Here is a 14,117-nt window from a genome sequence, read left to right on the forward strand (position 1 = left end):
AGGAAATCGTAGCAGGCATGAAAAAGCCCGCCGAGGCGGGCTAGTCCGAAGCTGGTTCTATGTTTGATGGTGATTTACAGGGCTGACAGGTACGCCTTCGGAGCCCTTTGATCCTCTAATGATCTTGCGTATTGCATCAGCATTGTTTGAGTTAACTAGATTGGAGCTACCGCTCTCTAAATCTTTTAATGATTCATCGATATTAAAGCTCACCGCCACGTTAAGCTCCGAATCACTAATTCCATCGGTGAATTTCGATAGGTCAATCATTATTTTATGAATTTTCCTACTGTTTTTTCCGACTTCAAACTGGATTCCAGTATCGCCATTTATTATTCGGCTATTTTTCTCTTCGGAAATATATTTAAACTCTAAAAAATATGTGCCAGGCCCTTTGTCTGATTCCTCAACTCCAGCGCGAGTGGCTACTGGGACATCAAAGGGTGAGATCATGAAGTGAATCTTAATCCCATTCTTATTTTCCGAGGTCGGCTTATTGATCTCTTCTTGGGAGACAGTAATCCATTCGGATATGTGATTAGATTTCATTAAACTCTCTCCAAAAGCTCGCCAATCAAGGCGACCGTCAGGCTATAGTGTGACACAGAATCCGGCGATACACCATTTGGGTTTGCGCTGTCAAGTACAACAACGCCCCAGACCCGCCCACAGCTTTCGATCGGGATTGCTGCGATAGATCGTGGTAGCTTGCGACCATCACTTATGTACTTTTCAAGCATGCCAACGTCACTAAACGTCGAGGCTGCATAGCTTTTCTTATCCCGGACCTTAGAGTTTTCTGTGATGTCTGGAAGGTCGCATAAGACGATTGGGCGATTTGTCGCCCAGGCGCGGCCCGCGATGCCCTCTGCCTTATCAGCTACATCGGGAGCGAAAAAAGCTGCTTTTGAATTCTGAGATGTATGTCCGGAGCGAAGAATGGGTACCAGATAACGCGAGAAAATAGGGTTTTTCCCCCAGGGAGCAAGACGCGAGGTGGAACTCCAGTGGCGCACAAAGCAAGTGCTTCCGGTGTGCTTGAATATTGTGACGCGATCCCGATCCCGTAGCACTGGATCATCTCCAGCGAAAGCGCCCTGCTGATAGCCATTCAGGATGAACTTGAGCTTTTCAATTAGCCAAGGATCGCATTTTCTTTTAGCCCAAAAGGTAGCTATTGCCAAGATGCCAATTAACAAATAAATGTATAGTGAGTTGTTTTGGATGACTTCAAATGCGCGCCATACAATTGGTCGTTCTTTTGTCCAATCCTCATCGCCATCGATGGACAGGATCCACCCCATTACAGCTAATGCTGCAGATATTCCCATCCAAGTGATTTCGGAAAATCTATATATTTGACGTCTCAAAATTCCGCTGTTGATCATGAGTCAGCTCGGTACAGTTTAAGTGCGTATGGCTTTATTTGCTTTAAATTAAATGATTCTGCTGACTCGATTAATCCTTTTGCGTGATGGCTTCTATGTTTTCTGCAATAAGTTTGTGTTCCAGCTCAGAAGCGCTCGATGGTATGGCGCTACTCTTTTCCCTGGAGATAAGCCCTATCTTCACCTCTTCTGCATACCCCTGCAGCTTGTCCTCGACATCCTGGAAGCGAAGGGAGATCTCCATCAGCTGGTTTGCCCCGTCCTCATCCCCTGCGGCCAGAAGCTTCTTGGCGAAGGTGAAGAGGTCCACGCCCGACCACTTGAGAGTAGAGGCGGCCTCCTTGAGGTCGCGGCGGAGTTCTTGGTTGGGCTTGGTTAGGGGCATGGCAACTCCTCACAGAGCCGATCTAGGCCATTTAGCATCAACCACCCGTCCAACCAGAACCCACTCGCCATCCATCTCGACAGTCGGGAACGAAGGGTTCAGCGGCTTGAGGAAGGCACGGCCAGAATCCCAGATGAACTGCTTGAAGGTCGCTTCATTGGTGTCGACCATCTTGGCCACCACGAACTGGCTGCTCTCAACGTCGAAACCTGGGGCCACCAGGATCACCATACCCTCAGGGAACGACATGCCATTTGGCGAGGTCATCGAGGGGCCTTTCACCTTGAGCCAGAACCCGTTCGGGCCAGCCCAGGCATCCGATGGGTGAACCTCGCACAATGCGACGTTCGAAATCTCTACAGCTTCCACGGGCATCCCCGCCTGGACCCAGCTTATTTCTGGGTACTCGTAATACCTGAAAGGCCCCGATGCAGGCTCGACGTTAGCGTCGAATCCAGGCGCGCCGTCAGTCATCTCGCCAATGCCTTTATCGAGCCAAATTGCGCTGACCCCACAGGCCTTTGCGATAGCCGCTATGTGAGCGCTTTTCAGGCTCTTTCCTGTTTCCAGCTGCGATATGGCTGGTTGCTCTACGCCTGCTTTTTCAGCCAGTTGCTTCTGGGTGAGCTTGGCGTGCGAGCGGGCGATTTTCATGCGTTGGGCGAGTGTCGTCATGCACAGCAATTTATAAGTTGCCTTATAGGGTTGCAAATAAGGCTCCTTATTCATACGATATAAGCAGGCTTATCAGGAGGGATCGCGTATGACCCCCATAGAAAGGCTCGTCGAATTCTTCGGCGGCCAGACCAAAACAGCATTGGCTCTCGGCGTATCCCAGGCTGCGGTTTCGTACTGGGTGTCCGGGATCCACTTCATGAGCGCCGAGAAGGCCTTCAAGGCAGAAGAACTCACATCCGGCGTGATCACTGCTCGCGAACTGTGCGTTCGGCCAACAGCTAAATCCGCCGCTTAACCAATTTCATAGCCGCAAGGAGCCAACCAAGCATGTACCAAGACCCGAATCAGAAGCGCGCCATCCCGGTGAAGGTCCGTTTCGAGCCCGTGCTCGACCGGATTCTCCGCAAAGCAGCGAGCAAAACCCGTATGCAACACGCGACCTATCTCTACGAAATCATCGAGTGGGCAGTAGCCAACGGCGTTATCGAGGAGCTGATGCAGGACAAGCAAGAAGATATCGCGGGCTGAAGGCCCTTTGGAGGCCCAAATGACCGTACAGCTTGATCAGCTGCCGCCGGTTGCGCGGCAGCGAGTAGAGGGGCTGATGAGGGCTAACAACTGGGATTTCAGTAGAGCGATGAACGAAGTGTTCGAAGCAGCTGTAGCCAGTGGAGCCTTGTCAGTGGTTGGCCGCCGAAAGGCCAAAGTCTTGCAGTTGGTGCCCCCAATAAGGGCCTCTGCGAGGGACTCTTCAGGGTAGGGCGGAGGCCCTCATAACACTCAACCTCAAACGACAAAAGCATCCAGGGGATCACCTGATGGCCTACGACGACAAAGCACACCGACACGACCACCAGGTCAAGGTCCGCTTGGATGACGAGGACTTCAACGAGCTGAAGGGGTACGCCCTGGAGCTCAAGGCTCAGCACAGCGTGCTGGCCCGGGAAATCATCCTGGCTGCGCTGGCGTTCAAGAAAGAGCACGGCCACCTGCCGCTGATCAACGAGAAGAAGGCCAGGGCCTGAATAGGTCATGGGAGGACGCATGTCACCTGCGAATGAAGCAGTGCAGCACGACGTAAAGGTCGAGAACTTCCGCAAGACGGATTTCCAGGCGCTTGAAGCCTGGGCGGAAGAGGTAGGCCTGACCCCGGATGAGCTGGCGTCGCAGATCGTCGGCATGGCCACCCGATTCATTGCAATGCGAGGCAAGCCCAAGAGCAACAACGTGGTGCCGTTCGCGGCGCCGAGGTAACCGTCCGATCCCTAATTAGGGACCCGGGCGCTAGTCCCTCATTGGGGTCGAACCAATAGAGCAGGAGAAGGGCATGACCCAAGAAGAATTGAAACAGGAAATCCAACTGATCTTTGCGCGGGCCTGCGCTGAGTCGCTGAAGGAGTCGGTCGGCTACATCATGCGCGACGACATTAATGAGGAGAAGGCCAGAGCTCACGGCGAAGCGTTCGCCTCAGCCTTCGTATTCATGTCGCGCTATTTCACAGGCGGAACGATCCGGTCATTGGCGGAACAGGGGCATAAATCCCAGTCGAGTAGTAGTTCCGAAGCTGGCCCTCAATAACGGCCAGGGATTCCTTGTCCAGGGTCAGGCCATCAGATGTGAGGTTAATGATCGAGCCTTTGAAGTAGCCGCCAGCGATGAGGGCGTTAAGCGTGTCACGAGCCATTTGCTCGACAGATTTTTCAGCCATGTCCGGTCTCCTTGGACCTTGTTGTGTGGAAGCAAAAAGCTACCACGGATGCGCCGGACACCCAATGCAGCACCGCAACACAAAATCGCAGAGACAAAAAAGCCGGGTTCGCGGCCCGGCTCTCTGCAATACACAACTTGTGAAGGGAATTATGCATATGCAGACCCAAAGTGTACAGGCCCTGTCCAGGCCCGCGCCACAAAATGCGAACCACGATTTCGTGGCGCGCACGGAAATAGTCACGGTGTTCGATCGCGAAGCTGTCACCAGCACCGTCACCATCGCCCGAGAAACTGACAACGAGCACGCCAGCGTGATCGCGCTGGTTCGCAAGTATCAGGCCGATTTCAGCGAATTCGGAGGGGTCAGATTTCAAATCGAACCCTTTGAAACTCCTGGCGGCGCCCAAGCCCGCGAGATCGCGTTGCTTAATGAACAGCAAGCGACCCTGTTGCTCACCTACATGCGTAACACCTCGATAGTCCGCGACTTCAAGAAGCGCCTGGTCAAGGAGTTCTGGCGCTTGGCGAAAGCCGCCCCGGCCCAGCCCGCCGACCTCAGCAAGCTGGAAATCCTCCAGATGGCCCTTGAGTCGGAGAAAGCCCGCGTCCTGCTCACTGTCCAAGTCGAGGCCCAGGCCAAGAAGATCGACAGCCTGGAAAACCTGTTCAAGGAAGGCATGAGCCACGTTCAGTTCTGCAAGGGCCTCAATGGGGTCAACGTGATGCAGGTTGGCCATTTCCTCGAAGGCCGCAACTGGCTCTACAACGAGAGCAAGTCCGGTACCCGGTACCGCGTCGCTGCCTACGCCCGCGACAAGTACATGACCGAGCACCAGCAGGAGATCACCCCGCACGGGAAAGAGGCATTCATCAGCTACACGCCGATCCTGCTGCGCAAAGGCGCCGTGCGCCTGTACGAGCTGTACCTAGCCGGCGAGCTGCCCATGAAGAAGAACTGGGACGGTCTGCACACCCACGACAAGGCCGTGCGGGGTGCAGCATGAGCGACTTCGTGAAGATCACCGAAATGCCGGCCAGTGAGTTCCCCGCCTACCTGGATGGAATGAACAAGCAGATGCGTGACTGGACCGACCAGGCCGCCCGGGGCGAATGCGGCTGGATCTGCTCCGACTGCTGCCTTTCCGATCCGAAAGGCATGCCAGACGCCTGCTTCTATGGAAACGCCAAGTGCACCGAAATCATCCAGCGCGACAAGCTGCGCGCTATGCGTGAGGGGAGCGAGCCGTCATGACTGTCGGCAAGGATCAACTCAAGACAACGGCTCAGGCTGCGAGCCAGGGCCAGTGGGCCCAGGACGGCTTCGAAGTTCATAACGACGATATTGAAGACTATCTCGTTGCCAAGGCCCGATCTCTGGCTGATGCCGCGTTCATCGCTGCCGCCAGTCCCGCTTCGATCCTGGAGCTGCTCGACGAGAACGAGGCGCTGCGCATGCAAGTCAAGGAGATCGACCTGCTGTTTGGGCGCTATCTGCTTGGCATGCGTGCCGCCGTTGTGGAATGGCAACAAGGGAAGGGTGCTGATGCCGCGATGCAGTGGATCTGGAACGGCTTGCGTGGCCCTGGCGAGCTGCCGCCGGAAGTAGAGACCCAGGCCCAGGCCTACTTCGACCGCGAGGTGGTGAAGATCGAGGAAGGCCTGGAAGAGGTGTACGCCTACCGCGAAAAGCGCCGTGCTGAGAAGGACAAGGAGCGCGGCCAATGAGCGTCCAATCCATGTCCTGGGCATTGGAGCAGCGCGACATCGTAGACGCCACTGCGCGCTACGTGCTGCTGGTCCTGGCCAACTATGCCGACAAGAACGGCCGAGGGGCTTTTCCGTCCTCCGCCAGCATCAGCGATGACACCGGCCTGTCCATCCGCACGGTGAAGTACAAGCTCGACCACCTGCTGGAGATCGGGGCAATTCGCCTTGGGAATCAGGCTATTGCCGGCGCCTACATCGACCGTCACGACCGCCGCCCAACCGTTTACGACCTGTGCGTAGAACGGGGTGCACCAGCTGCACCCGGTTCCGAACGGGGTGCAAATGACGACGCAACGGGGTGCAGCTCACGACAGAACGGGGTGCAAACCACGACAGAACGGGGTGCAGGAGCTGCACCCAATCCATCAATTAACCATCAAGGAACCACCAAAGAACCGAAGGGGCCAGTCGCTGACGCTCCTGCGGCTCCGAAGAAGGCTCCTAAGTTCGATCCGATGACTGCAAAGCCGGCAAACGTCAGCGACGCCGTATGGGCTGATTGGTGCCAGCACCGCAAGGAAATCGGCAAGCGCCTGACCAAGACGTCGTGCGGGCGCCAGGCCGCCCAGCTGGCCAAGCACCACGCACCCGACGCCGTGATCAACCAATCGATCAGCAACGGCTGGACCGGCCTGTTCCCGGAGAAGGTGCTGCCGGGTGCACAGCAGGGCCAGCGCCGCAACGGTCCCGACTTCAACGACACCAGCTGGGCTGATGACCTGGGGGGCTTATGACCGAACAACCGAAACTGCGCAGCGTGACGCAGATCATGGCCACGGCCCGCAACCTGCCAGCCGAGGTGCAGGCTCCGGCCAAGCAGCTGGACCCAGGCACCACCGAAGTGGTCAACGCCCTGTTCAAGGAACTGCAGGCCATCTTCCCGGCGTGGAAGCAGGCCTGGCCGGATGACGAGGCCCTGAAGGCTGCCAAGCGCAGCTGGATCAAGTCCTTCGTAACCGCGGGCATCAACACGCTCGAGCAGATCCGCTTCGGCATCCAGAAGTGCCGGGTGCTGGGTACCGACTTCGCCCCGAGCAGCGGCAAGTTCATCAAGCTGTGCCAGCCGACGCCGGAGGAGATGGGCATTCCGCCGCTTGCGCGGGCCCTGGCAGAGGCGCTGGAGAACTTCCACCCCAGCAGGGCAGATTCCCGCACCTGGTCGCATGCAGCGGTGCGCCACGCGGCCCTGCAGTGCGAGGCGCAGAACCTGGGGTCGATGGAGGTGGAGCGGGCCGAGAAGGTCTTTGCTCGGGCCTACGACATCACCATTCGCATGCTGGTGGCCGGCGAGCCACTGGGCGACATCGCCACCGGTATCGGCCACGACAGTCAGAAGAGCCTGGTCGAGCTGGCTGACGAGTACGCGAATCAGCGCCAGGTCCGCCTGCTGGAGATTCAGCAGATCCCATCGAGCGCCGCCGCATGCCGTGCACACCTGCTGGCTAAGTTGAACATCAAGCGCGCCGGGCAGCCGGCCGGGGAGGGGGTGTGATGAATTCCCTCTGGCTTGCCTTCGTCTTTGCGCTTTGCGCGCTCGGCGGCTGGGTTGGAGCTCACGAGAGCATCAAGAACGACTGCGACCGCATCGGTGGCTTCTACATCGGCAACACCACCTACAACTGCGCCATCGGGAGGGCAAGGCCATGACCGAGAAAATCAGCGTCAATTGCCAGGCCAAGCTGTCCGAGGCCGTAACCATGCTCACCCGTCTGTTCCGCGACAAGAAGTTCGTCGTGGTCACCATGCGCCCAGGCAAGGACCGCACCCTGGACCAGAACGCCCTGTGGTTTGCCATGTACGACCGCATCGCCAAAAGCACTGAGATGGGCGACATCGAGGATGTGCGCCGGTACTGCAAGCTGCACTTCGGCGTGCCGATCATGCGCGCCGGCTGCGACGAGTTCCGCACCGGTTGGGCGGAGTCGTTCATCCATCTGCCGTATGAGGTGAAGCTGCGCCTGATGGGGCCGTGCGCCATGTTCGGGCCGGATGGCTTCCCGGTGACCCGGCTGTTCGACCGGGCCCAGGGCTGCCAGTACACCGACCGCATCGTGGCCGAGTTCTCGCCGCAGGGCGTGGTGTTCAGCGATTTGCTCAGCGAGGAGGCGGCATGAGCCATCAGTTCAAGCCGGGAGACCTGGCGCTGGTTGCCGGATCTCGCACTGGGACGTCACCGAATATCGGCAGGGCCGTAGAGCTGATTATCAAGCTTGCCCCTGGCCAGGTGTTCGATACGTCAAATGGCAGGAAGGCCACGAATGCCAGCGGGTACGTGGCGTGGGCCGTACATGCTGAAGGAGCTACAGCGGTAGGGGATAGTGGGCGCGTCGATGTCGGCGGCATTTTCTTGATTCAAGAGCGCTTCCTGATTCCCCTGCGCGGCGACTTCGAGCCCGAGCAGCAGAAAGCCAAGGAGGCCGAGCCATGCGCGTAACCGAGATCAAGTCGAAGAAGTGCAAGGCACCAGGTTGCGGCAAGCCCTTCAAGCCGACCATGACCACGCAGAAGGTGTGCAGCATCGCCTGCGCCCTGGCCATGTCGAAGGATTCAAAGGTGCAGAAGATTGCGGCCAAGGCGATCACCAAGCAGGCCCGCCAAGAACTGCAGGAGCGCCGAGAGAAGCTGAAGACCCGCCGCGAGCACATGGCCGAGGCCCAGGCCGCGTTTAACGCCTACATCCGTGAGCGCGACGCCGGCCTGCCGTGCATCAGCTGCGACTCGAACCCGAGCGACCACGACCTCATCACCGGCAGTCGCTGGGACGCCGGACATTACCGGTCTGTGGGCGCCTGCCCGGAACTGCGCTTCGAGCCGCTGAACGTCCACCGCCAGTGCGTGAAGTGCAACCGCAACCTGTCGGGGAACGCGGTCGAGTACCGCATCCGTCTGGTGAAGCGCATCGGCGCCGACCAAGTCGACTGGATCGAAGGGCCTCATAAGCCCCAGCGCCTGACCATCGAGGACCTGCAGGCCATCAAAGCCCTGTACAGGCAAAAACTCAAAGACCTGCGGAGTGCGGCAGCATGACCAAGGCAGCAATGATCGGTGGCCCGCCCACGCAGGCCTCCGAGGGCTGGTTGAAGCCGATGTTCCCGATCACCGGGCGGGCGCACTACTTCGAGAAAGAGTTCGAACTGCCGGCGCTGGACGGCCAAGGGGTGGCGGTGTCATGGCACTCCCTCTGCGGCATCGATGCCGTCAGCGCCGGGAAAATGCCGATGTTCGATGCTGGAAACTGGGTTCGCTGCAAGCGCTGTGAGCAGCAGATCGAGGGGAGAAGTGCGGCATGACTTGGGATTGGAATGACGCAGCGCACATCCTCGTGCTGGCGTTGATCGTGGCAAGCAACTTGTGCGTTTGGCGCGCCATGCGCGTATCGGATCGGATGAAAAAGGAGAAGGGCGAATGAGCTATCAGAACGTGGTATCAGCGGTGGTTCGCGCCCTGGCGGCTGAGACGATCAACAGCGCCGGCGGCTGCAATGTCGAGCCTCGGGTGCAGACCAGCAAGCTCAAGGGCGAGATATCGGGGAAGGATGCCGCGCTGCTGGCTGACTCGATCGTGCACAAACTGCTGCACGCCCAGCTCAGCCCACGACACTGGAATGCCCTGGTGGCGAAGTACAGCACGCACAAGGGGCGCAAGATCGATTCCATCGGCCGCCTGGTCGCCATCGTGCCAACCCCGGCGCCGAAGCGCTTCACTCAGCAGGCAGTTCTGGTCTGGGCGGTTCCGCAGCAAACGAAGGGCATTCAGCGCAAGGTGCCCCAGTTCAAGGCGCCTGACCCTCGCGAAAACGAACGGGAAGGGCAGTGGGATTGGCGCAACAAGGCTGCTGCTGCCGCTGCTGAGCGCGCCAACAAGCACGCCCGTGCCGTGGCCGAGGTGAAGCCGGGGGAGATGATCGTCCTGGCCGAGTCGAACTACGACATGACCAACTGGGATTCCCAAGGCCTGACCGAGCGCACCTACCAGCGTTGGAACCGGGCAATCAAGGGCGCGCTGGAGTCGCTGGTGAACGAGGCGCTGACCGAGGCCCAGCACATGCTTGAAGCGATTGGCGTGCTGTTCGACGAGGCCGCGTGAAAATGGCCTCAAAAGGGCTTGCAATATCATGTCGCCATGTCGTAAATTTGCTCCATCCTGTCATTCCTGCGCGTGTTGAGGAGTGACGAAAAGAAACCCGGCCAATGAGCCGGGTTTTTTATTGCCCGAAGAGGGCCTCAAGAGTCCCGGCCAAGCGCCGGGATTTTTGTTCCCGCAAGAAACGCAACTGCAGCCAGGGCAGGCCCTAACGGGACAGCCTGGACACTGCTAGCCGGTAGTGTGGTGTACGGAAAAACACCGGCAGCCCGCGCACCCTGACCTCACATGCTTTCAGGGTGGCGCGTGACCGGATCGGCGAGACTGGTGCATTGGGGTGCCAGCGCTGCAATGGTCTTCGGCGGACAGGTGGGGAGAGACCCACACAACGCGGGTAGCGTAGGACGCTCAGTCACATGCTGACAATCAGGGTTCGTTTCCCTGTGCCCGCCCCAATTCGATTCGTTATGTGCTGCTCCGCACCTTTGCCCGGTCCCTCAATAGGGCCTCCCCTCCGGGCCTTTTCTTCTAGGAACCATTCATGGCCGAACCAGCAAGCACGACTGCCGGCGTCCTGCTGGTGAAGTACGGCGTGATCATTGGCGGCTTCGCAGGAGCGATCCTCTCGCTTACCTTCCTGCGGGGCCTCACCCGGGGCCAAGCGGTCGCCGCCTTCTTCACCGGATTCGCATCGGCAGTCTTCTGCACCCCGCTCGCCATAAGCTACTTCGGCCTTGGCACAAGCGGAGAAACCCAATACGGCGTGGCCTTTCTGATAGGCCTTCTGGCAATGAACATCATCCCGGCGCTGAAGTCGCTCGTGGGGTCGTTCGGAGCCAAAGGAGCTACCTGATGAGCTCGACCCTGATTTCAGTCCTGATCGGCGCCAATGCCTTCCTGAGCGTGCTGGTGGTGATCGCTGCGTGCGACTACCTGCGCCGCATCCGCCCAATGGATCACCCGCTACTGGCCGTCGCGTTCTACCTGGTGGCCATCGGCGCCTTCGGCTCGTTCGTCCTGGCCATGAACGGTCATGTGCCCACCGTGTACGGCGTGATCCTCAAGCTCGGGATCGTCCTGTACGCGGTCGCTCGACGTGGCCATGTGTTTCAGCCGGGGTAGGGCGCCACAAATTCGGGATGCGCCGTTTCGTAGCGTTTCACTCTGAGCGCAGCAGGGGGAATAGCTCGTCCGGATTGCGTGAGTCGGCGTTCATCTTGTCGCACGCAGCTGCGGCGTCAGATCTGTTTGTGAAGCCAAATTTCAGCCTGGCCTTTTCCTGGTTGTCATAGATATCAAATCCGCCCGAAGTTGTGGCGGAGTAGAACCGGTTACCGATTCGGAAGGACTCGCCTTCTATTGGCACAGCCGGAACGATAACGAATCTTGGTTGCATTTTTTGTGCCTCCCCAGGCAGATAACTAAGTATTAGTCCCACAGAGGGAAATCATCAACATGACTCATCGAGACGATTCGATGACGGGTCGTGTCACTCGGATCCGCCACGAGCTACCGGTCAGTAACGAGATCAAGGCTGCTGTATCCGGCCTAGATGCTGCGCTGGCGGCTGCAATTGACGTCGCTAAGACTGCCGGGCTTCCGCAAGGATTGATCGTCGGCCTGCTGCATGGCCATGCCCACGCCGAGACGCACAAGATGGTGTGCAAGTGAGTGGAGAAACGGCCAGGCCCATGCCGCCACCTGCATTGCTTGAGCTGACCGATCTATCGATGCTCGGTACCAGGCTTAAGCCAGCGCCTGAGGTCGGCGAGTGGGTACAGGCTGCGATCCTCAGTGACACAGGCGATCTGCACAATCCCGACCATGCCCACTTGATCGACGCACCGCTGCGCTTTCTGTGGGCGTCCGCCTGCTTCGAGAGGCAAGGTCGAACCGTGGTAGGTCAGGCCGAACAGCTGATGTTCCGCGCTGGCGGATGGCAGAAGGCTCGGCAAGAGCAGCAAATGATCGACTGGTTCGGCGAGGTGCCGGGCTTCGTTATCACCCTGGCTGCCGATTACTGCTCCCAGTGCTCCGACACCGAGTTCTGCGCTCTGGTCGAGCACGAGCTTTACCACATAGCCCAGAAGCTCGATCAGTACGGCGCGCCCAAGTTCACCCAGGACGGGCTGCCCTGCCTGACGCTGCGTGGCCACGATGTGGAGGAGTTCGTCGGAGTGGTTCGCCGCTACGGCGCCGGGCATGACGTACAGCAGCTGATCGACGCTGCAAGCCGGCCGCCTGAGGTGGCCAAGATCAACATTTCGAGGGCCTGCGGAACCTGCCTACTCAAGTCGGCCTGATTTTGACGGGTCCTGACGGATGACAACCCTATGGCAGCACTACGAAGCGAGGTCAAAGCCTTCATTGTTCAGGCTCTGGCCTGCTTCGACACACCGTCGCAGGTTGCTGAGGCCGTCAAGAAGGAATTCGGGATTGAAGTGAGTCGCCAGCAGTGCGAGTCGCATGACCCCACCAAGTATGCAGGAAGAGGTCTGGCCCAAAAGTGGGCTGACCTTTTCCACGAATGCCGAAAGCGCTTTCGTGAAGAGACGGCAGACATTCCAATCGCTAACCGAGCGTTTCGGCTGCGCGGGCTTGGGCGATTGGCCGAGAAGGCCGAGAACATGCGAAACCTGGCGCTGACCGCTCAGCTGTATGAGCAGGCGGCCAAGGAATGCGGCGACATGTACGTCAACCGCAAGATCGAACCCGACAAGCCCCTGGGCTCCCAGGCGGACCAGCAGCACGCCGTTGCTGAGTACAAGCTGGAGCCAGACGAGAATGTCCCCGCTACCCCGTACCTATGAGGCTCCGGTAAAGCTGACGCCGAAGCAGGCGAACATCTACGTGTGGGGCTTCCAGCGTAATGCCCGCTTCCGCGATGCGGTGTGTGGCCGGCGATTCGGCAAGACCTTCCTCGGCAAGGCTGAGATGCGCCGCGCGGCCCGGCTGGCTGCCGAGTGGGGTGTCAGCGTTGAGGATGAGATCTGGTACGCAGCCCCGACGCAGAAGCAGGCCCGCCGAGTGTTCTGGCGCCGACTGAAGCAGGCCATCCCGCGAGAGTGGCGAGAGTGCAAGCCGAACGAGTCGGACATGCTGATCACGCTCAAGAGCGGCCACCTGATCCGGTGCGTTGGCTTGGAGAATTACGACGACCTGCGCGGCTCAGGCCTGTTCTTCGTGCTGGTGGACGAATGGGCGGACTGCAAGTGGGCTGCGTGGGAGGAAGTCCTGCGACCTATGCTGTCCACCTGCGAGTACGTCGTGCCCGGTGTTGGCAAGTGCAAGGGCGGACATGCGCTGCGCATTGGCACCCCGAAAGGCTTCAACCATTGCTTCGACACCTACCGCGACGGCCAGGTAGGCGGCGAGCCAGACCACAAGAGCTGGCTCTATACGTCACTGCAGGGCGGTAATGTTCCGGCTGAGGAGCTGGACGCGGCCCGCCGCAAGATGGACCCGCGCACATTCCGGCAGGAGTACGAGGCCAGCTTCGAGAACTATGCCGGGGTCGTCTACTACACCTTCAGCCGCAGCGAGAGCTGCACAAGCGAGCGCATCAAGCCTGGCGAGGCCCTGCACATCGGCATGGACTTCAACGTCATGAAGATGGCCGCGGTGGTCTATGTCGTCCGCGATGGCCTGCCTTTGGCCCTTGATGAGTTCCACTCGGTTCGTGACACGCCGGAGATGATCGAGAAGATCAAGGCGCGTTTCCCAGGGCACGGCATAGCGGTCTATCCCGACGCCAGTGGCCAGAACACCAGTAGCAAGAACGCCAGCGAGTCGGACCTATCCCTGCTGCGCAAAGCTGGATTCACGGTGATCGTGGACACGCAGAACCCGAGCGTCAAAGACCGGGTTAACTCGGTCAACGCCATGCTGCTGAACAGCTACGGCGAACGCCGGCTTAAGGTCAACATGGACCAGTGCCCACAGCTGGCGCTGTGCCTGGAGCGGCAGACCTACGACAAGCACGGCGACCCGGACAAAGACCCTAAGAAGGGTCATGACCATATGAACGACGCCGCCGGCTACTTCATCGCCAAGCGATACCCGATCAACGTGGCGACGACCACAAGCCAATCCCTGAGAATGTGAC

Annotated in this window: 27 protein-coding genes; 22 read left to right on the forward strand and 5 right to left on the reverse strand. The window is 59.0% G+C overall.

Going from position 1 to position 14,117, the window contains the following annotated elements; genetic code table 11:
* Positions 1-57: 57 nt before the first annotated feature.
* The 4 genes from C4Q26_RS27930 to C4Q26_RS21870 form a co-directional block, all read right to left on the reverse strand.
* Complete coding sequence (locus C4Q26_RS27930) at positions 58-549, reverse strand: hypothetical protein (RefSeq protein ID WP_158664905.1); 492 nt, start codon at positions 547-549, stop codon at positions 58-60.
* The gene (locus C4Q26_RS27935; RefSeq protein WP_158664906.1) at positions 549-1,388 is read right to left on the reverse strand and encodes a GAF domain-containing protein; all 840 of its coding nucleotides are present in this window, start codon (positions 1,386-1,388) and stop codon (positions 549-551) included. The genes C4Q26_RS27930 and C4Q26_RS27935 overlap by 1 nt, the downstream gene beginning before the upstream one ends.
* 70 nt (positions 1,389-1,458) lie before the next feature.
* The gene (locus tag C4Q26_RS21865) at positions 1,459-1,773 is read right to left on the reverse strand and encodes a hypothetical protein (RefSeq protein WP_371919553.1); all 315 of its coding nucleotides are present in this window, start codon (positions 1,771-1,773) and stop codon (positions 1,459-1,461) included.
* 9 nt (positions 1,774-1,782) lie between these two features.
* Entirely contained in the window at positions 1,783-2,448 is a 666-nt protein-coding gene (locus C4Q26_RS21870; RefSeq protein WP_104884063.1) for a LexA family transcriptional regulator, read from the reverse strand.
* Positions 2,449-2,536: 88 nt separating this feature from the next.
* On the opposite strand from C4Q26_RS21870, the gene C4Q26_RS21875 reads away from it, so the two are divergent.
* The 18 genes from C4Q26_RS21875 (at position 2,537) to C4Q26_RS21960 (ending at position 11,134) form a co-directional block, all read left to right on the forward strand.
* The gene (locus C4Q26_RS21875) at positions 2,537-2,746 is read left to right on the forward strand and encodes a Cro/CI family transcriptional regulator (RefSeq protein ID WP_099593511.1); all 210 of its coding nucleotides are present in this window, start codon (positions 2,537-2,539) and stop codon (positions 2,744-2,746) included.
* Positions 2,747-2,778: 32 nt separating this feature from the next.
* Positions 2,779-2,979, forward strand: a complete 201-nt coding sequence (locus C4Q26_RS21880) for a hypothetical protein (RefSeq protein ID WP_104883522.1) — start codon at positions 2,779-2,781, stop codon at positions 2,977-2,979.
* Positions 2,980-3,269: 290 nt separating this feature from the next.
* A complete protein-coding gene (locus tag C4Q26_RS21890; RefSeq protein WP_027907143.1) occupies positions 3,270-3,476 on the forward strand; it encodes a hypothetical protein in 207 nt (68 codons plus the stop codon).
* Between the two features lie 19 nt (positions 3,477-3,495).
* Positions 3,496-3,705: a hypothetical protein gene (locus tag C4Q26_RS21895; RefSeq protein ID WP_104883524.1), complete on the forward strand. Its 210-nt coding sequence runs from the start codon at positions 3,496-3,498 to the stop codon at positions 3,703-3,705.
* 73 nt (positions 3,706-3,778) lie between these two features.
* On the forward strand, positions 3,779-4,030 hold the full coding sequence (locus tag C4Q26_RS21900; RefSeq protein WP_104883525.1) for a hypothetical protein: 252 nt from the start codon (positions 3,779-3,781) through the stop codon (positions 4,028-4,030).
* Positions 4,031-4,317: 287 nt separating this feature from the next.
* Entirely contained in the window at positions 4,318-5,166 is an 849-nt protein-coding gene (locus C4Q26_RS21905; protein ID WP_371919554.1) for a Rha family transcriptional regulator, read from the forward strand.
* Positions 5,163-5,414 carry a hypothetical protein gene (locus tag C4Q26_RS21910; RefSeq protein ID WP_104883527.1) on the forward strand — a complete coding sequence of 84 codons (252 nt, stop codon included), beginning with the start codon at positions 5,163-5,165 and terminating at the stop codon, positions 5,412-5,414. The genes C4Q26_RS21905 and C4Q26_RS21910 overlap by 4 nt, the downstream gene beginning before the upstream one ends.
* Complete coding sequence (locus tag C4Q26_RS21915) at positions 5,411-5,887, forward strand: ead/Ea22-like family protein (RefSeq protein WP_104883528.1); 477 nt, start codon at positions 5,411-5,413, stop codon at positions 5,885-5,887. Before C4Q26_RS21910 ends, C4Q26_RS21915 begins: the two co-directional genes overlap by 4 nt.
* Positions 5,884-6,663 (forward strand): helix-turn-helix domain-containing protein, encoded by a 780-nt coding sequence (locus C4Q26_RS21920; RefSeq protein WP_104883529.1) that lies wholly within the window; start codon positions 5,884-5,886, stop codon positions 6,661-6,663. The genes C4Q26_RS21915 and C4Q26_RS21920 overlap by 4 nt, the downstream gene beginning before the upstream one ends.
* Positions 6,660-7,421: a replication protein P gene (locus C4Q26_RS21925; protein ID WP_104883530.1), complete on the forward strand. Its 762-nt coding sequence runs from the start codon at positions 6,660-6,662 to the stop codon at positions 7,419-7,421. The genes C4Q26_RS21920 and C4Q26_RS21925 overlap by 4 nt, the downstream gene beginning before the upstream one ends.
* A complete protein-coding gene (locus C4Q26_RS28150) occupies positions 7,421-7,576 on the forward strand; it encodes a hypothetical protein (protein ID WP_177429820.1) in 156 nt (51 codons plus the stop codon). The genes C4Q26_RS21925 and C4Q26_RS28150 overlap by 1 nt, the downstream gene beginning before the upstream one ends.
* Entirely contained in the window at positions 7,573-8,043 is a 471-nt protein-coding gene (locus C4Q26_RS21930; RefSeq protein WP_104883531.1) for a hypothetical protein, read from the forward strand. Before C4Q26_RS28150 ends, C4Q26_RS21930 begins: the two co-directional genes overlap by 4 nt.
* A complete protein-coding gene (locus C4Q26_RS21935; protein ID WP_104883532.1) occupies positions 8,040-8,363 on the forward strand; it encodes a hypothetical protein in 324 nt (107 codons plus the stop codon). The genes C4Q26_RS21930 and C4Q26_RS21935 overlap by 4 nt, the downstream gene beginning before the upstream one ends.
* The gene (locus C4Q26_RS21940; RefSeq protein WP_104883533.1) at positions 8,354-8,956 is read left to right on the forward strand and encodes a recombination protein NinG; all 603 of its coding nucleotides are present in this window, start codon (positions 8,354-8,356) and stop codon (positions 8,954-8,956) included. Before C4Q26_RS21935 ends, C4Q26_RS21940 begins: the two co-directional genes overlap by 10 nt.
* Complete coding sequence (locus tag C4Q26_RS21945) at positions 8,953-9,219, forward strand: hypothetical protein (RefSeq protein ID WP_104883534.1); 267 nt, start codon at positions 8,953-8,955, stop codon at positions 9,217-9,219. The genes C4Q26_RS21940 and C4Q26_RS21945 overlap by 4 nt, the downstream gene beginning before the upstream one ends.
* A gap of 115 nt (positions 9,220-9,334) precedes the next feature.
* Complete coding sequence (locus C4Q26_RS21950) at positions 9,335-10,015, forward strand: hypothetical protein (protein ID WP_039615319.1); 681 nt, start codon at positions 9,335-9,337, stop codon at positions 10,013-10,015.
* 538 nt (positions 10,016-10,553) lie between these two features.
* The gene (locus tag C4Q26_RS21955) at positions 10,554-10,865 is read left to right on the forward strand and encodes a peptidase M48, Ste24p (protein ID WP_104883535.1); all 312 of its coding nucleotides are present in this window, start codon (positions 10,554-10,556) and stop codon (positions 10,863-10,865) included.
* A complete protein-coding gene (locus tag C4Q26_RS21960; protein ID WP_104881553.1) occupies positions 10,865-11,134 on the forward strand; it encodes a hypothetical protein in 270 nt (89 codons plus the stop codon). Before C4Q26_RS21955 ends, C4Q26_RS21960 begins: the two co-directional genes overlap by 1 nt.
* Positions 11,135-11,171: 37 nt before the next feature.
* Here C4Q26_RS21960 and C4Q26_RS28455 read toward each other — a convergent pair whose 3' ends face one another.
* Positions 11,172-11,408 (reverse strand): hypothetical protein, encoded by a 237-nt coding sequence (locus tag C4Q26_RS28455; RefSeq protein WP_104883536.1) that lies wholly within the window; start codon positions 11,406-11,408, stop codon positions 11,172-11,174.
* A gap of 59 nt (positions 11,409-11,467) precedes the next feature.
* On the opposite strand from C4Q26_RS28455, the gene C4Q26_RS21970 reads away from it, so the two are divergent.
* From C4Q26_RS21970 to C4Q26_RS21985, 4 genes are read left to right on the forward strand one after another with little or no spacing between them, the layout of a single operon-like run.
* On the forward strand, positions 11,468-11,683 hold the full coding sequence (locus tag C4Q26_RS21970; RefSeq protein WP_027907677.1) for a hypothetical protein: 216 nt from the start codon (positions 11,468-11,470) through the stop codon (positions 11,681-11,683).
* Between the two features lie 20 nt (positions 11,684-11,703).
* On the forward strand, positions 11,704-12,315 hold the full coding sequence (locus C4Q26_RS21975; RefSeq protein ID WP_027907678.1) for a putative metallopeptidase: 612 nt from the start codon (positions 11,704-11,706) through the stop codon (positions 12,313-12,315).
* Between the two features lie 30 nt (positions 12,316-12,345).
* Positions 12,346-12,822, forward strand: a complete 477-nt coding sequence (locus C4Q26_RS21980; protein WP_023379917.1) for a DUF2280 domain-containing protein — start codon at positions 12,346-12,348, stop codon at positions 12,820-12,822.
* Positions 12,797-14,116: a terminase gene (locus C4Q26_RS21985; RefSeq protein ID WP_104883537.1), complete on the forward strand. Its 1,320-nt coding sequence runs from the start codon at positions 12,797-12,799 to the stop codon at positions 14,114-14,116. Before C4Q26_RS21980 ends, C4Q26_RS21985 begins: the two co-directional genes overlap by 26 nt.
* Position 14,117: the final 1 nt, after the last annotated feature.

Origin of the sequence: Pseudomonas sp. SWI44, from assembly GCF_002947915.1 — a bacterium.
Taxonomy (GTDB): Bacteria; Pseudomonadota; Gammaproteobacteria; order Pseudomonadales; family Pseudomonadaceae; genus Aquipseudomonas; species Aquipseudomonas taiwanensis.

What these genes read in the sequence shown, in the direction of transcription:
- C4Q26_RS28150 (WP_177429820.1), top strand. Translation starts at nt 7,421, where the DNA reads ATGAATTCCCTCTGGCTTGCCTTCGTCTTTGCGCTTTGCGCGCTCGGC.
- C4Q26_RS21970 (WP_027907677.1), top strand. Translation starts at nt 11,468, where the DNA reads ATGACTCATCGAGACGATTCGATGACGGGTCGTGTCACTCGGATCCGC.
- C4Q26_RS21935 (WP_104883532.1), top strand. Translation starts at nt 8,040, where the DNA reads ATGAGCCATCAGTTCAAGCCGGGAGACCTGGCGCTGGTTGCCGGATCT.
- C4Q26_RS21930 (WP_104883531.1), top strand. Translation starts at nt 7,573, where the DNA reads ATGACCGAGAAAATCAGCGTCAATTGCCAGGCCAAGCTGTCCGAGGCC.
- C4Q26_RS27930 (WP_158664905.1), bottom strand. Translation starts at nt 549, where the DNA reads ATGAAATCTAATCACATATCCGAATGGATTACTGTCTCCCAAGAAGAG.
- C4Q26_RS21875 (WP_099593511.1), top strand. Translation starts at nt 2,537, where the DNA reads ATGACCCCCATAGAAAGGCTCGTCGAATTCTTCGGCGGCCAGACCAAA.
- C4Q26_RS21975 (WP_027907678.1), top strand. Translation starts at nt 11,704, where the DNA reads ATGCCGCCACCTGCATTGCTTGAGCTGACCGATCTATCGATGCTCGGT.
- C4Q26_RS21910 (WP_104883527.1), top strand. Translation starts at nt 5,163, where the DNA reads ATGAGCGACTTCGTGAAGATCACCGAAATGCCGGCCAGTGAGTTCCCC.
- C4Q26_RS21915 (WP_104883528.1), top strand. Translation starts at nt 5,411, where the DNA reads ATGACTGTCGGCAAGGATCAACTCAAGACAACGGCTCAGGCTGCGAGC.
- C4Q26_RS21925 (WP_104883530.1), top strand. Translation starts at nt 6,660, where the DNA reads ATGACCGAACAACCGAAACTGCGCAGCGTGACGCAGATCATGGCCACG.
- C4Q26_RS21945 (WP_104883534.1), top strand. Translation starts at nt 8,953, where the DNA reads ATGACCAAGGCAGCAATGATCGGTGGCCCGCCCACGCAGGCCTCCGAG.
- C4Q26_RS28455 (WP_104883536.1), bottom strand. Translation starts at nt 11,408, where the DNA reads ATGCAACCAAGATTCGTTATCGTTCCGGCTGTGCCAATAGAAGGCGAG.
- C4Q26_RS21980 (WP_023379917.1), top strand. Translation starts at nt 12,346, where the DNA reads ATGGCAGCACTACGAAGCGAGGTCAAAGCCTTCATTGTTCAGGCTCTG.
- C4Q26_RS21940 (WP_104883533.1), top strand. Translation starts at nt 8,354, where the DNA reads ATGCGCGTAACCGAGATCAAGTCGAAGAAGTGCAAGGCACCAGGTTGC.
- C4Q26_RS21950 (WP_039615319.1), top strand. Translation starts at nt 9,335, where the DNA reads ATGAGCTATCAGAACGTGGTATCAGCGGTGGTTCGCGCCCTGGCGGCT.
- C4Q26_RS21985 (WP_104883537.1), top strand. Translation starts at nt 12,797, where the DNA reads ATGTCCCCGCTACCCCGTACCTATGAGGCTCCGGTAAAGCTGACGCCG.
- C4Q26_RS21895 (WP_104883524.1), top strand. Translation starts at nt 3,496, where the DNA reads ATGTCACCTGCGAATGAAGCAGTGCAGCACGACGTAAAGGTCGAGAAC.
- C4Q26_RS21880 (WP_104883522.1), top strand. Translation starts at nt 2,779, where the DNA reads ATGTACCAAGACCCGAATCAGAAGCGCGCCATCCCGGTGAAGGTCCGT.
- C4Q26_RS21865 (WP_371919553.1), bottom strand. Translation starts at nt 1,773, where the DNA reads ATGCCCCTAACCAAGCCCAACCAAGAACTCCGCCGCGACCTCAAGGAG.
- C4Q26_RS21870 (WP_104884063.1), bottom strand. Translation starts at nt 2,448, where the DNA reads ATGACGACACTCGCCCAACGCATGAAAATCGCCCGCTCGCACGCCAAG.
- C4Q26_RS21905 (WP_371919554.1), top strand. Translation starts at nt 4,318, where the DNA reads ATGCAGACCCAAAGTGTACAGGCCCTGTCCAGGCCCGCGCCACAAAAT.
- C4Q26_RS21955 (WP_104883535.1), top strand. Translation starts at nt 10,554, where the DNA reads ATGGCCGAACCAGCAAGCACGACTGCCGGCGTCCTGCTGGTGAAGTAC.
- C4Q26_RS21960 (WP_104881553.1), top strand. Translation starts at nt 10,865, where the DNA reads ATGAGCTCGACCCTGATTTCAGTCCTGATCGGCGCCAATGCCTTCCTG.
- C4Q26_RS21900 (WP_104883525.1), top strand. Translation starts at nt 3,779, where the DNA reads ATGACCCAAGAAGAATTGAAACAGGAAATCCAACTGATCTTTGCGCGG.
- C4Q26_RS21890 (WP_027907143.1), top strand. Translation starts at nt 3,270, where the DNA reads ATGGCCTACGACGACAAAGCACACCGACACGACCACCAGGTCAAGGTC.
- C4Q26_RS21920 (WP_104883529.1), top strand. Translation starts at nt 5,884, where the DNA reads ATGAGCGTCCAATCCATGTCCTGGGCATTGGAGCAGCGCGACATCGTA.
- C4Q26_RS27935 (WP_158664906.1), bottom strand. Translation starts at nt 1,388, where the DNA reads ATGATCAACAGCGGAATTTTGAGACGTCAAATATATAGATTTTCCGAA.